Source organism: Sulfurovum sp., assembly GCA_026990595.1.
Taxonomy (GTDB): Bacteria; Campylobacterota; Campylobacteria; order Campylobacterales; family Sulfurovaceae; genus Sulfurovum.
In genome coordinates this window covers 139,574-153,051 of the sequence record JALXCZ010000008.1, presented here as the reverse complement: position 1 = coordinate 153,051, position 13,478 = coordinate 139,574, and the positions used below count along the sequence as shown (strand labels likewise).

The 13,478-nt window shown below is 37.5% G+C and carries 13 protein-coding genes; all 13 read left to right on the top strand.

Annotated features, from left to right (window positions below):
* Positions 1 to 15 precede the first annotated feature (15 nt).
* The 13 genes from MVE01_RS02940 (at position 16) to MVE01_RS02880 (ending at position 13,470) form a co-directional block, all read left to right on the top strand.
* Complete coding sequence (locus tag MVE01_RS02940; RefSeq protein ID WP_472560667.1) at positions 16 to 987, top strand: DHH family phosphoesterase; 972 nt, start codon at positions 16 to 18, stop codon at positions 985 to 987.
* Complete coding sequence (pgp6, locus tag MVE01_RS02935) at positions 977 to 2,365, top strand: peptidoglycan metallopeptidase Pgp6 (protein WP_472560666.1); 1,389 nt, start codon at positions 977 to 979, stop codon at positions 2,363 to 2,365. Before MVE01_RS02940 ends, pgp6 begins: the two co-directional genes overlap by 11 nt.
* A gap of 108 nt (positions 2,366 to 2,473) precedes the next feature.
* Positions 2,474 to 3,358 carry a UDP-3-O-acyl-N-acetylglucosamine deacetylase gene (lpxC, locus tag MVE01_RS02930; protein ID WP_472560665.1) on the top strand — a complete coding sequence of 295 codons (885 nt, stop codon included), beginning with the start codon at positions 2,474 to 2,476 and terminating at the stop codon, positions 3,356 to 3,358.
* The gene (locus MVE01_RS02925) at positions 3,318 to 3,809 is read left to right on the top strand and encodes a hypothetical protein (protein WP_472560664.1); all 492 of its coding nucleotides are present in this window, start codon (positions 3,318 to 3,320) and stop codon (positions 3,807 to 3,809) included. Before lpxC ends, MVE01_RS02925 begins: the two co-directional genes overlap by 41 nt.
* Positions 3,810 to 3,824: 15 nt before the next feature.
* Complete coding sequence (gene thrB, locus MVE01_RS02920; RefSeq protein WP_472560663.1) at positions 3,825 to 4,706, top strand: homoserine kinase; 882 nt, start codon at positions 3,825 to 3,827, stop codon at positions 4,704 to 4,706.
* Between the two features lie 35 nt (positions 4,707 to 4,741).
* Positions 4,742 to 4,984: a DUF448 domain-containing protein gene (locus tag MVE01_RS02915; RefSeq protein ID WP_472560662.1), complete on the top strand. Its 243-nt coding sequence runs from the start codon at positions 4,742 to 4,744 to the stop codon at positions 4,982 to 4,984.
* Positions 4,977 to 7,670, top strand: coding sequence for a translation initiation factor IF-2 (gene infB, locus MVE01_RS02910; protein WP_472560661.1), 2,694 nt, complete (start codon positions 4,977 to 4,979; stop codon positions 7,668 to 7,670). The genes MVE01_RS02915 and infB overlap by 8 nt, the downstream gene beginning before the upstream one ends.
* 1 nt (position 7,671) lies before the next feature.
* Positions 7,672 to 8,043, top strand: coding sequence for a 30S ribosome-binding factor RbfA (gene rbfA / locus MVE01_RS02905; RefSeq protein ID WP_472560660.1), 372 nt, complete (start codon positions 7,672 to 7,674; stop codon positions 8,041 to 8,043).
* Entirely contained in the window at positions 8,033 to 8,467 is a 435-nt protein-coding gene (gene rimP, locus MVE01_RS02900; protein WP_472560659.1) for a ribosome maturation factor RimP, read from the top strand. The genes rbfA and rimP overlap by 11 nt, the downstream gene beginning before the upstream one ends.
* Before the next feature lie 28 nt (positions 8,468 to 8,495).
* Positions 8,496 to 9,506 (top strand): bifunctional diaminohydroxyphosphoribosylaminopyrimidine deaminase/5-amino-6-(5-phosphoribosylamino)uracil reductase RibD, encoded by a 1,011-nt coding sequence (gene ribD, locus MVE01_RS02895; RefSeq protein ID WP_472560658.1) that lies wholly within the window; start codon positions 8,496 to 8,498, stop codon positions 9,504 to 9,506.
* Positions 9,496 to 10,233, top strand: coding sequence for a bifunctional demethylmenaquinone methyltransferase/2-methoxy-6-polyprenyl-1,4-benzoquinol methylase UbiE (gene ubiE, locus MVE01_RS02890; protein ID WP_472560657.1), 738 nt, complete (start codon positions 9,496 to 9,498; stop codon positions 10,231 to 10,233). Before ribD ends, ubiE begins: the two co-directional genes overlap by 11 nt.
* A 76-nt stretch (positions 10,234 to 10,309) precedes the next feature.
* A complete protein-coding gene (xseA, locus tag MVE01_RS02885; RefSeq protein WP_472560656.1) occupies positions 10,310 to 11,566 on the top strand; it encodes an exodeoxyribonuclease VII large subunit in 1,257 nt (418 codons plus the stop codon).
* A gap of 89 nt (positions 11,567 to 11,655) precedes the next feature.
* Positions 11,656 to 13,470 (top strand): putative bifunctional diguanylate cyclase/phosphodiesterase, encoded by a 1,815-nt coding sequence (locus tag MVE01_RS02880; protein WP_472560655.1) that lies wholly within the window; start codon positions 11,656 to 11,658, stop codon positions 13,468 to 13,470.
* The last annotated feature ends 8 nt before the right edge of the window (positions 13,471 to 13,478 follow it).

Genomic DNA, 13,478 nt, shown 5'->3' with positions numbered 1-13,478 from the left:
TAAGAAAGTACAAGCATGACAGGAGAAAAGAGATTTTATATTTCGGAAGTAAAAGAGCAGCTGGAACGTTTTAAGACCATTACGATAGTGACACATTTGAATCCGGATGCAGATACCATCGGTACCGGTTTAGGTCTATTTAACCTGCTTAGTAAAGACAGAAAGAAAAGAGTAGAGATAGTCAATGCTTCCAATATGCTGCCAAACTATTTGGATTTTCTTCCCTCTTTTGAAAAGATCAAACATACGATGGATTTTGAAAAGAGCCTTGTGATCACATGTGACTGCGGAAGTACAAATAGATTGGGGTTCGACCTTGAAGACAGGGAAATACTAAATATTGATCATCATGAAAGTAATGAGCACTATGGTACAGTTAATGTGGTCATACCGGAGTATGCTTCGGCTTCACAGGTTGCATATGGACTTTTTAAAGCACTCTACTCCATAGGTGTAGAGAGTGCTACATGCTTTTATGCTGCATTACTCTCGGATACAAGGTATTTTACAACAAACTCTGTGGATCAAAGAGTATTTGAAGTAGCTAAAGAGCTGGTTGATATTGGTGTGAACCCTGCTGAAGTTGCCTGTCATTTCACGCAAAGACGGTCACTTAGTTCTTTGCGTATATTAGAAAGGGCTTTGAGTCATTTGGAGCTTTGTTGTGAAGGCAAGGTGGCAAGATTGATGGTAACACAGGATGACATTATTGCAACAGGTGCACGTATGCCGGATATGGAAGGCATTGTTGATTATGCCCGTTCTTTAGCTACCGTAGAAATAGGGCTTTTTGCCATGGAGTTGAAAGATGGTATACGTATATCATTACGCAGCAAAACAGTGGATGTATCGAAGGTAGCAGCTTTCTTTGGCGGCGGTGGGCATAAAGTGGCAGCAGGGTTTATTGTGAAACAAACCAATTTACAAGAAACAATAGATACAATTTTAAAGAAAATAGAAGAGTTAGGAATTTTGAATGAAGCGTAGAAACAGTTATAAGAAAAAGAGTAGTACAAAAATCGTAGGAGGATTGCTTTTATTGATTTGTTTAGCAGGTGCGGGATATATCTATACAGCACCTGAGTTTGAGAGAACAGCACCAGTTGTGCATAGTAGTGACAGTGTGTTTTGGAATCGTAAAGATCCTCTAAAGATCAAACTTTCGGACAATGTAGGACTTAAAGATTTTGAGTTGATCTTAAATGATGGACAGAAAAGTCTTATAGTAGGGCAGGGGAAGTTTAAAAAAGGTACGAAAGAGCAGACACTTTTGGTTAAATATCCCAAAAGCAATACACTTAATTCGAAAACAAAAGAGTTAAACCTCAAAGTAGTTGTAAATGATAGTAGTTTATGGAATTTTTTTCAGGGAAACAAACTTGAAAAAACGATACACATCAAGATTGATCATAAACGACCTAACGTTAATGTCCTTGCAAACTCCTACAGTATTACACAGGGGGGAAGTGCCTTGGTTGTTTTTCAGGCAGAAGATGAAAACCTCAATACGCTTTATATTCAGACCACAGGGAAAAAATTTAAAGTAGAACCTTATAAAAAAGAGGGATATTATGTCTCTTTACTTGCATGGCCGTTTAATCAAGATCACTTTAATGCGAAGATCATAGCTACAGATAAAGCAGGAAACAAGCGTGTGACAGAAATCCCACTGTATTTGAAAAATCATCATTACAGGGTTTCATGGATCAGAGCTACAGATAAATTTATTAATGGAAAGATTACTGATCTTGCTTCAAGTGATCCCGAATATGCAGATATAGATGATAAAATAGAAAAGCTTAAAGCGATCAATGAAAACATGCGTTTAAAGAATGAAGAAAAAATACATACTTTATCCTCTAAGGTTTCAGACAAAATGCTGAAAAGTTGGAAAGTAAGAAAATTTTATCCACTCCAGAACGGAAAAAAAGTAGCAAGTTTTGGAGATGAGAGACACTACTATTATAATAATAAAGAGAATGAAGTTTCACATTCTTTTCATTTAGGATATGATCTTGCAAGTACTAAAATGGCAGCAATTAGGGCATCAAATGCAGGAACTGTTGTCTATGCTAATGAAAACGGGATTTATGGTAATATGCCGATGATAGATCACGGATTGGGACTTTATACACTTTATGGACATTGTTCACAACTTTTTGTTAAAGAGGGTGATAAGGTAAAAGCTGGACAGACTATTGCAAGAACAGGTACTTCTGGTCTGGCACTGGGAGATCACCTCCACTTTGGTATATTGGTACAAGGTATCGAAGTTAGACCTATAGAGTGGTTTGACGGAGGTTGGATCAAGACGAATATAGACAATGTGTTCAAGACTGCGGATAAGATTATTTCCGGGAAGTAATATCTATGCTAGGTTCACAAATAATCCACAGTTAAGTGCTATACTTGTATAATATTTGTTATTTGAGTATAATATTGAAAAATATAAAATTTTAGAAAGGAGAGAGTGATGCATCAAAGAACGATCAAAAAGCCTATTGAAGTTGTGGGTATCGGTCTACATAAAGGCGAGCCTATTAAGCTCAGACTTGAGCCGTTATCAGCAGATGCAGGTATTGTATTCTACCGTGAAGATCTGGCACTGAGCATTCCTCTTTCTCCCTCTTCTGTTATAGATACACGTATGGCAACGGTCATTGGCGGGGATAAAGGCTTTATCTCTACGATCGAGCATTTCCTCTCAGCAATCTATGCTTATGGAATAGATAATCTTCGTGTAATCGTTGACGGTAATGAGATGCCTATTATGGATGGCTCATCTATCTCCTTCTGTCTTTTGCTTGATGAAGCAGGGATTGAAGAGCTGGATGCACCTAAAAAGATCATTTGCGTGAAAGAAGCTGTTGAGATACGCGATGGTGACAAGTTTGTACGGCTTTTACCGAGTGATACAGCCTCTTTTGATTTTAGAATTAAGTTTGATCATCCGGTCATTGGTGAACAGAGTGAAAAATTTGTATTCAGTACACACAATTTTGTTGAAGAGATCGCAAGAGCAAGAACATTCGGCTTTGCCAAAGATATCCAATATCTTCAGAGTCAAAATCTTGCGCTCGGTGCAACTTTGCAGAATGCAATAGGATTGGATGACCACAAGGTGCTCAACCCTGAAGGACTGCGTTTTGACAATGAATTTGCAAGACATAAAATACTTGATGCCATGGGTGATATGATGGTTAGCGGACATAATATTTTAGCAAAATACGAATCGTTTGCAGGAAGTCATAATCTTAATTATCAGCTTACATCCAAATTGCTTTCAGAGAGTAAGAGTTATGAACTTATAGCGGTAGATGAGTTGCAAAGTAGAGCGTTTGAAAAGTCCTTCGCATAAGCGGTATTCCCTTCTGATCATTTCTATTTCTACTCCTCTTCTTATAGGGCTGTATGAAGATGACATACTTATTAAAACACTCTCCAGCGAATTAAAAACCTCTGAAGTGCTTTTGCCTTTGATTATGGAATGTCTGGATAACTATGATATTTCAAAGATCATTTACACTAGAGGTCCGGGTTCATATATGGCGATCAAGCTTACCTATATCATGCTTAAAACCATTGAGATCGTACGTTGTATCAAGTGTGTGGGGTGCAGTGGTTTTGCTCTAAATGGGGGAAAACCGATCAAAGCGATAGGCAATCTCTATTTTATCAAGGAAAAAGAGACTATAATTACAAAAAAATTTGAACAACCGGTAATAATGAAGTTTACATTACCCCAGAGTATTCAAGATCTTGAATTGGATGAAGAATCAACACCTGAATATGTACTGCCGGCTGTATAGAAGAAAAGAGATATTATGTTTGTAAGCGTACCTGCTACTTCAGCGAACCTTGGACCCGGATTTGATACTTTGGGACTTGCACTGGATCTCAAAAATGAGATCATTATCAAACCTTCGAAATTTTTAAGTATCTCTACCAATGGTGAAGGTGCGGATAATCCAAAGATTAAGAAAAACTCTCTCTTCCTAAGTATTTTCAATGAAAATTATAAGCGCCTTACTGGAAGAAATGATAATTTCAGATTTGAATTTCATAATCGTATTCCTATTTCACGGGGGCTTGGAAGTTCTTCTGCTGTTATCGTAGCTGCATTAAGTGGTGCCTATATGGCAGCAGGTACACGATACAATAAACGAGAGATACTTAATCAGGCACTTCGTTATGAGCACCATCCCGATAATATTACACCTGCTGTCATGGGTGGATTTAATGTTGCCTGTATTGAAGGAGATCGTGTTTATAGTAAAAAAAGGCGTATGCCCGACTACCTCAAAGCTATAGTTGTTGTACCTAACCGTACAATCTCTACTGCAAGATCCCGAACAATATTGCCCAAAATGTATAGAAAGGAGGAAGCACTTTATTCGCTTTCTAGAGCAGCATATATGACTTCACTTTTCATGAGTGAGTCCTGGGACCTTTTGCGTATCGCATCTAAAGACAAGCTGCATCAGGCAAGACGCATGAAGATGATGCCTGAACTTTTTGATGTACAAAAACTGGCGCTTAAGCACGGTGCACTTATGAGTACACTTTCAGGTTCAGGTTCTACATTTTTTAATTTGGTGTACGATAAGGATGCAGATAAAATAGCACAAGTACTGCAAACACGTTTCCCTCAGTTTAGAGTTTTTACACTCTCTTTGGATAACTATGGTGTCACAACCAAATATTAAGAAGTGCTCTTAATCTCTTTTTAGGTATAATACGCATGAAAAAATCACAGCCCATACGAATGTGCATCACTTGCCGCAACAGACATCCTCAAAACAGTTTGATACGTTTGAAACAAGAAAGTGAGAATGTTATAGCATTTAATGGTATTGGTAGAAGTTTTTACCTTTGTACTGTGTGCAGTCAAAATGAAAAAAAAATCAAAGGCTTAGTGAAACGCTTTAAACAAGATCAAGAGCAATTCACTAAGCTTTTAAAGGAGTTAATGAATAATGGATAAAGTTAAGATCCAAGAAATAGCAGCTGAAGCAGGACTTTCCAACCAAGACCTGATAGAAAAAGCTAAAGAATTAGGCTTTGATGTCAAAGCAGCTAACAGCACGATCAGTTTTGATGATGCCGGTATGCTCGTAGATTATGCGATCAGCGGAACATTGCCTAAAGGGTTTAAGAAACCAGGTAGTAAAACAAAAAAGATCACTGTAACAAAGAAAAAAGTAGAAGAGAGCACAGAAGAAAAAGTGCCTGAAGAAATAGTGGAGGAGATAACTGAAGCCATTACCAGGGAAGAAGTAGTTCCTGAAATCACTGAAGAGACAGTAAATGTTGAAACGGAAGCAGAAAAAATTCTAAATGAAGAAATTACAAAAGAAGAACCTGTTGAAGAACCTGTTAAAAAAGCAGTGGCTAAAAAACGTAAAGGTATCTCCGTCGTCAGTAAAAAAACAGAGCTAGAAGCTTCTTCTGAGGAAAAAAATGAAGGCTCAGAAGAAAAACCGAAAAAAAGAGTACTTTCGCGCTCAGGTATCAAGATCGTCAGAAAAGCAAAACCAGCACCGGTCAGAGCTGCAACCAAGATATCTATGGGTGACCAAACACCTTACATAGGCAAAAAGAAACCTAAAAAAGGACCAGCTCAGGCAAAAGAGAGCGGTACAAAGATCGATATTTTCAATCATGACAGTATGAGTACTGATATTGATAGCGGATTTGGTGATGAAGAAGTCGTACTGTTGGATTTCTCTGATAAGAATATTTATGAAGAGATGATGCGTCAGGAACAAAAACGTAAAGAAGAGATGAAAAAAAGAGAAGCAGCAAATGGTGGACCTGTAAAAGGCAGACAACCGTTCCGTCCTCAACAAAGACGCTCTCTTAAGCGTGGTGGTAAACGCAAGAAGTATACAAAAGAGGAAAATACGGAAGTGATCACTTCCGTTGAAATCCCCGAAAATGTAAGGGTTTATGAGTTTGCAGAAAAAGTGAATCGTTCGATGAGTGAAGTGATAGGTTGCCTTTTTGCACTTGGTATGATGGTAACCAAAAATGATTTCCTTTCTAAAGATGAGATAGAAATTCTTGCAGAAGAGTTTGAAGTCGAAGTAACGACTGTCAATCCACTTGATGAGCTTACTGTAAAAGATTCATATGATGTCGAAGAAGATGAAAATGCAGTAGAACGTCCACCGGTGATTACCATTATGGGACACGTTGACCATGGTAAGACATCATTACTTGATAAAATACGTACAGCAAAAGTAGCCGATAGAGAAGCGGGAGGTATCACTCAACATGTAGGTGCTTACCAGGTAGAGAAAAATGGTAAAAAAATCACTTTTGTTGATACTCCTGGTCATGAAGCCTTTACTGAGATGAGAGCCCGTGGTGCTCAGGCAACTGATATTGTCATTATCGTTGTTGCGGCAGATGACGGTGTTATGCCTCAAACGAAAGAGGCGATTGCCCATACTAAAGCTGCCGGTGTTCCTATGATCATTGCTGTGAATAAGATGGATAAAGAAGCAGCAAACCCGGACAATGTGAAAGCACAACTTGCTGAGATTGATGTAATGGCAACGGATTGGGGCGGAGAATATGAATTTGTACCTGTCTCTGCACATTCAGGTTTAGGAATTGATGATCTGCTTGAGACTATTCTTTTACAAGCTGAACTTATGGAGCTTAAAGCAAACCCTGCATTAGATGCTAAAGCAGTGGTTGTGGAAGCATCCCTTGAAAAAGGTTTTGGACCGGTTGCAAATGTTATCATTAAAAACGGTACGCTCCATGTTGGTGACAATGTTATCGTGGGTAAGACCTATGGACGTATTAAAGCAATTAGACTTGATGATGGTTCCAATACCAAAGCAATTGGACCATCAACACCGGCGGCCATTGTAGGGCTTAATGATGTACCTGGAGCAGGAGAAGAACTTCTTGTTATGGATACAGATAAAGAGGTACGTGAGCTTGCAGAAAAACGTGCAGAGTTTGAGAGAGCAAAAGTACTTTCTAAGTCTACTAAAGCAACACTGGATGACCTGTCTGCACTGATCGCTGAAGGTCAGTTAAAATCTCTTCCGATTATTATTAAAGCAGATGTACAAGGTTCTCTTGAGGCAATCAAAGGTTCTTTGGAAAAACTTAGAAATGAAGAAGTGAAAGTAAACATTATTCACGAAGGTGTAGGTGGGGTTACCGAGAGTGATCTTACACTTGCAGATGCTTCTGAGCATTCAGTTGTCTTAGGATTTAATGTCCGTCCAACAGGTGCAGTGAAAAAGAAAGCCAAAGAACTTGGTATTGAGATCCGTACTTACTCTATTATCTATGACCTTCTGGATGAAGTAAAAGCGTTGCTTGGTGGTATGATGAGCCCAGTTATCTCTGAAGAGGTAACTGGTCAGGCAGACGTACGCGAGACGTTTGTCGTCGGTAAAGTCGGAACAATTGCAGGTTGTAAAGTTTCTGATGGTGTGATCACAAGAAACTCTAAAGCCAGACTTATACGTGATGGTGTAGTAGTCTATGAGAGTTCTATCTCTTCACTCAAGCGTTTCAATGAAGATGCAAGAGAAGTGAAAAATGGTTATGAATGTGGTATTATGCTTGAGAACTTTAATGATATTAAAGAGGGTGATGTGATTGAAACCTTCAAAGATGTAGAAGAGCAGGTAAAACTCTAAAATGACACAGGAAGAGATCAAACGCCATAGAGTAGAATCTGTACTTAAGGAGATCATCCCTGAAGCATTAGCTACGCTTGATGATAGTCGTATAAATTCTCTTTTGGTTACAGATGTAGTTTGTTCTAAAGGTAGAAGTGATGCAAAAGTTTACCTTGAGAAGTCATTTTTAACACCCAAAGAACAAGGTGAAGCACTGAGACAGCTAAGAACTGTAGCAGGATATATCCAAAATCATTGTAAGCAAAGTGAAGGGTGGTTTAAAGCACCAAGGTTTACATTTGAATTTGATGAACAGTTGGAAAAGGTAAGCCGCATAGAAGAACTTTTTAAACAGATCAGCAAGAAAGAAGAGGGATCAAATGAGTCTTGAATCACAGATAGCAAAGATCATAGAAGCCAATGGTGCCGCGCTTTATGACACTGAAGTGGTCACTGAATTTGATGAGACGATCTTTCGTGTCTACATTACTAAAACAGGTGGAATTGAGCTTGATCTTTGTGCAACTATTTCTAATGAACTCTCACCTTTTCTAGATGTACATCCTCCGATGAACGGTGCCTATAGATTGGAAGTAAGCTCTCCTGGGATTGAAAGAAAACTGACGAAACCCGTGCATTTTCAAAATGCGATTGGTGAAAAAGTTAAGATAAAAATACCGGGAGAAGAGAGACTTAAAGGTATGTTAAAAAGTGCTGATAGCAACAGCTTTGTTGTTGAAACCAAACATGGTGATGAAACAGTGACATATTCCCAAGTAGGTACAGCAAAAACATATTACGACTGGAATAATTAGTCATAATAACATATTGAAGGAGTTGCATATGAATATTGATGAAATCTATATGCAACTTGCGCTGAATGAAGCCTGGAAATATCAGGGACTTACCTATCCAAACCCTGCGGTAGGTGCGGTCGTTACTTTAGAAGGTAAAATTTTAGCTATCCAGGCACATCAAAAAGCAGGTACTTCTCATGCAGAAGTATTGGCACTACTGGCTGCCTATGAAATACTTTCACAAAACAAAATCGATTTTGACAGATTTGATGCTCAAAAAGGACATGCTTTCCTTTTGGAACTTCCCATAGGATTTTTCTCTGAATGTACCATTTATGTGACACTTGAGCCATGTGCCCACACAGGTAAAACCCCTTCTTGTGCGCTATTGTTGGAAAAGTTGCATCTAAAACAGATAATTATAGGTACCAAAGACCCCATAATAGGGCATGGTGGTGGACTTGATATTGTAGGTCGGGGTATCCTTGCCCCCCCGACAATAGGTGTATTGGAAGAAGCGTGTCAAGCCCTTCTTGAGCCATTTATGATATGGCAAAAGCGAGCCTTTGTCCTTTTTAAGCTGGCGCAAACAACCAATGGACGCATAGGTGGAGGATATCTTAGCTCCAAAAGTTCTTTAAAGCATGTACATCAGTTAAGAGAAGTGTGTGATACCTTGCTTATAGGTGGTAATACTGTAAGAATTGACAGACCTACTTTGGATAGCAGGTTTACAGAAGGTAAATCTCCCAATATAATAATATATTCAAGAAAAGATGATTTTGACAAAGATATCCCTCTTTTTCATGTTCTCCAAAGAGAAGTAAAAGTAAGTGATAATTTAGATTTTTTAGAGCATCCTTCTTTTGTTATGGTAGAAGGTGGAGAGGGAATGTTACAGGCTCTGAATGATAAAGTGGATTGGATGCTGATCTACCAGATACCTAAGCTTTCTACCAATAATTTAACCTATAATACTACAATGAATTTAGAGTTTCTGCATATAGAAAAAAAAGATGTAGATCTCATGATATGGAGCAGACAAATTGGGCATTGAAAAACTCACAGATAAAGATGAAAAACAAGAAAAAATAGTCACAATGTTTGATGACATTGCATCAACATATGATAAAGCCAATAGAGTATTGAGTATGGGAATTGATATTCAGTGGCGTAAAAAAGGGTGTGACAAAGCTTTTGAGATACTAGGTAAAAAAGAGTTGGGACAGATCACAGATGTTGCTACAGGGACTGGTGACCTGCTTATCTATTGGAGAGAGCAAGCGGTTAAAAATGGTGTAAATATAGATAAATATGTAGGTGTAGACCCGTCAGTAGGGATGTTGGAAGTGGCTCGCGGCAAAGTGGATTTTGCAACATTTATAGAGGGGAAAGCCCAAGCCTTGCCTATTACTGATGAGAGCAGTGATGTGATCTCTATCAGTTACGGTATCCGAAATGTAGTTGACAGAGTAGAGGCACTTCAAGAATTTAACCGTGCATTAAAGCCAGGAGGTTTGGTTGTTATCTTGGAATTTACCAAGCAAAACAGAAGAGGGCTTGTAGATAAAATCGTTGATTTTGGAATGAAAAATGTACTGCCTCGTGTCGGTGGTTTTATTTCTAAGAACTACGAAGCGTATAAATATCTTCCCGATTCTATTGAAGAGTTTTTGACTACAGAAATGCTTGCAAAAGAGTTGGAAGAAGCAGGATTTGAGATGAAGTATACCAAGTCTTTTTCTATGGGGATAAGTACACTTCTAGTTGCACAAAAAAAATAGTGTAGGGTGTTGTTCCATGACAACACCAATAAATTATATATCGGTGTTGTAAGGCACAACACCCTACGGAGGTTTTATGTCACAAAATATGATGACCGTCTCTTCACTCAACACAAAAATAAAATCTCTCCTTGAAGCTACCTTTATGCATATTCTTGTTGAGGGTGAAGTTGCTTCAGTGACCTATCATACTTCAGGGCATGTCTATTTTTCCATTAAAGATAAAGAGAGTTCTGTCAAATGTGTAATGTGGCGCTCCAATGTCTTGAAGTTGAAATTTCGTTTGGAAAAAGGAATGCATATTGTTGTAGAAGGTTCAGTAGGTGTTTATACACCAAGAGGAGAATATCAATTTTATGCTGTACATATCGAACCTTATGGCAAAGGAGCTTTGGCTTTGGCGTATGAACAGCTTAAAGAGAAACTCAAAGCAAAAGGCTATTTTGATGCCCAGAGAAAAAAAGCTGTTCCCAAACATATAAAAAAAATAGCATTGGTCACAGCCAAAGAGAGTGCTGCTTTACATGATATGATCAAGATCATAGAAAAACGTTGGTCTCTTGTTGAAGTGTGGATCATTGATACTTTGGTTCAGGGTGAATCAGCATCTGCACAAATAGCAAAAAGTCTACAGTATGCAGACAGGTTAGGTATGGACATTGTTGTTGTTGGACGCGGTGGGGGGAGTACAGAAGATCTTTGGTGCTTCAATGAAGAAGTAGTTGCAGATGCAATCTTTGCAATGCAGACACCGGTAGTCTCTGCGGTTGGGCATGAAGTAGATGTAATGATCAGTGATCTTGTAGCCGATTTGCGTGCACCGACTCCCAGTGCAGCAATGGAGATGATTCTTCCTGATACTCAGGAGATACTCTATATGTTGGAAGAGAGTACACAGCGGTTTATCTATGGCATAGAACAGAAAATTTACCAAAAAATGCTGGCATTAAAGCATATAGAAGAGCTTCTTGTTAGAAGTTCTCCATTACAACAACTAAAAGAGGTACGAACAGAGTTCAACCGTCTTGAAGAAGAATTTAAAAGGCTGATACGGTATAGATTGGAACGTTTTGAATCACAACTGCCGATCTTACAAAAGAGTTTTAGACAAAGTCTCTCTTTTATTTTACAGCAAAAAGAACAATATTTAGAATATATGCGTAAAAAAACAGAGATGAATGATCCAAAATTACAGTGCAAAAAAGGTTGGGTACAGGTATCATCTCATGGAAAACCTGTTTCCCTGGAGAATATTGCTATAAATGACAGATTTATGCTTACGGATGCTTTTATAAAAATTGAAGCGATATGTTTAGAGAAAAAAGAGATTTGATTATTAATGCTGACAAAAAGTATTGCACAAGGTTTCAACCTTGTATGATATAATTGAGTTTAAAAAGGGTAAGGAAGGTAAGCAAATAAATGGAAATACTATCTGTATTACAACCACTATTTAGTCAATGGACAGCAGGAAATATTTTTTTGTTTGTATTGATTATACTTTCCTTACTTATATATATTTATACACTTAAAAGATCAAAAGAAAAGATCAAACAGTCAACAGAAAAGAAGATAGAAGCATTCCAAAAAGCATTTGATATTTCAGAAGATGCAATTTTAATGCTGTCTGATAGAAATGAAGTAGTTTATGCCAACAGGTCAATGATGAGACTACTTGATCTTAAGGAAAATGATATTGCCAAACCGCTTAATGTCATACTTAAGATAAAGGTAAAAAGAGAATGGATAACATTGGATCAATTGGTAAAAGATAATTATAAAAAAACAGAAGAAAAGATGCAGTCATTTTTACAATCAAAGTTGTTAACAGAAAATAAAAATATTGATGAAATACCTATAAACCTTTATATAGATACTTTTCCAATGGATGATACCCATCGGCAGTGGTGCACCATTGTTTCAATACATGATTTGAGTAAAGAGGAAGAGAAAACGGCTTTAGGTTATCGGCACAAACTTACCAAATTACCCAATCAGGCGCAAGCACTGCATGATTTGAATGCCCTTTATTCCAAAATACATCTAAAAGATCAAAAACTTGCATTGGTATTGCTTGATATTGACAATTTTTCAAAATTGCGGTCTATTATTGGTCACGAACAGGCAAATATTATTCTTATAAAAGTAGCTGACTATTTAGATGCTTTAGCAAAAGAACATGCTTTTTCTGTGTATCATACCTATCATAATAATTTTTTACTTACAATACCGGATATAAATTCTTCAGATGAAGTACTTTCTATAGTGAAAATCATACAAAAAAGACTGGCATCATTTTATAAAATGGAAGATGCAAAATTGCACTTGACAGCCTCTGTCGGGATAAGTATCTATCCTGACAGTGGAGCTACTCTGAATCTATTTGATAATGCCTATAAAGCATTGGCACAGGCAGAAAAGAATGGATATGGCCGGATACATATTTATATTCCCAGTGATATACAGCATGATTATAATGAATTGACACTACATAACGAGATGCATGAGGCTTTGAAGAAAGATGAATTTGAAGTTTATTATCAACCTATTGTAGATGCTAAAAATAAAGAAGTTGTGGCCGCAGAAGCACTGATACGATGGAATCATCCAAAATATGGTCTTATACCGCCTATTGTATTCATCCCTCTGATGGAAAAAACAGGTTTTGTTATTGAACTGGGAAAATATATACTGGAAGAAGTGTTAAAGCAGCAAAAGCGTTGGGAACTTTTTAAATTCAAACAGATAGAAGTTTCTATTAATCTTACACTTTTAGAAATAGAGTCAGAAGGATTTGTTGAAAATGTCGCAAAACAGCTGCAGTTCCATCAGATAAACCCTGAGAATATTAAGTATGAGATCACAGAAGGTTCTGCCATGATCAGTGAGGAATTGACACATAAACAGTTTACTGCATTGAAAAAACTGGGTATCCCTATTGCGTTGGATGATTTTGGTACAGGGTATACTTCTTTCTCCTATTTGAAGAAATTCCCTGCCGATGTCTTAAAGATCGATAAAACTTTGGTAGATTATATATTGACCAATAAAGAAGATCAGAGAATTGTCAAAGCGATGATAGAACTGGGACATAATCTGGGAGTTAAAATAGTAGTCGAAGGAATAGAAAATAAAAGAATGTATGAACTGATAGCATCTTACGGATGTGATTTTATGCAAGGTTATTACTTTTCAAAACCGTTGCCGGTATTTGAATTTCAAAAATTATTACGATAAGGAAAAGA

Excerpts from the sequence above, each read along its gene's own strand:
- ribD (WP_472560658.1), top strand. The coding sequence starts at position 8,496 with ATGAATATTGATGAAATCTATATGCAACTTGCGCTGAATGAAGCCTGG.
- thrB (WP_472560663.1), top strand. The coding sequence starts at position 3,825 with ATGTTTGTAAGCGTACCTGCTACTTCAGCGAACCTTGGACCCGGATTT.
- infB (WP_472560661.1), top strand. The coding sequence starts at position 4,977 with ATGGATAAAGTTAAGATCCAAGAAATAGCAGCTGAAGCAGGACTTTCC.
- pgp6 (WP_472560666.1), top strand. The coding sequence starts at position 977 with ATGAAGCGTAGAAACAGTTATAAGAAAAAGAGTAGTACAAAAATCGTA.
- MVE01_RS02940 (WP_472560667.1), top strand. The coding sequence starts at position 16 with ATGACAGGAGAAAAGAGATTTTATATTTCGGAAGTAAAAGAGCAGCTG.
- lpxC (WP_472560665.1), top strand. The coding sequence starts at position 2,474 with ATGCATCAAAGAACGATCAAAAAGCCTATTGAAGTTGTGGGTATCGGT.
- rimP (WP_472560659.1), top strand. The coding sequence starts at position 8,033 with ATGAGTCTTGAATCACAGATAGCAAAGATCATAGAAGCCAATGGTGCC.
- xseA (WP_472560656.1), top strand. The coding sequence starts at position 10,310 with ATGTCACAAAATATGATGACCGTCTCTTCACTCAACACAAAAATAAAA.
- MVE01_RS02925 (WP_472560664.1), top strand. The coding sequence starts at position 3,318 with ATGAGTTGCAAAGTAGAGCGTTTGAAAAGTCCTTCGCATAAGCGGTAT.
- MVE01_RS02915 (WP_472560662.1), top strand. The coding sequence starts at position 4,742 with ATGAAAAAATCACAGCCCATACGAATGTGCATCACTTGCCGCAACAGA.
- MVE01_RS02880 (WP_472560655.1), top strand. The coding sequence starts at position 11,656 with ATGGAAATACTATCTGTATTACAACCACTATTTAGTCAATGGACAGCA.
- rbfA (WP_472560660.1), top strand. The coding sequence starts at position 7,672 with ATGACACAGGAAGAGATCAAACGCCATAGAGTAGAATCTGTACTTAAG.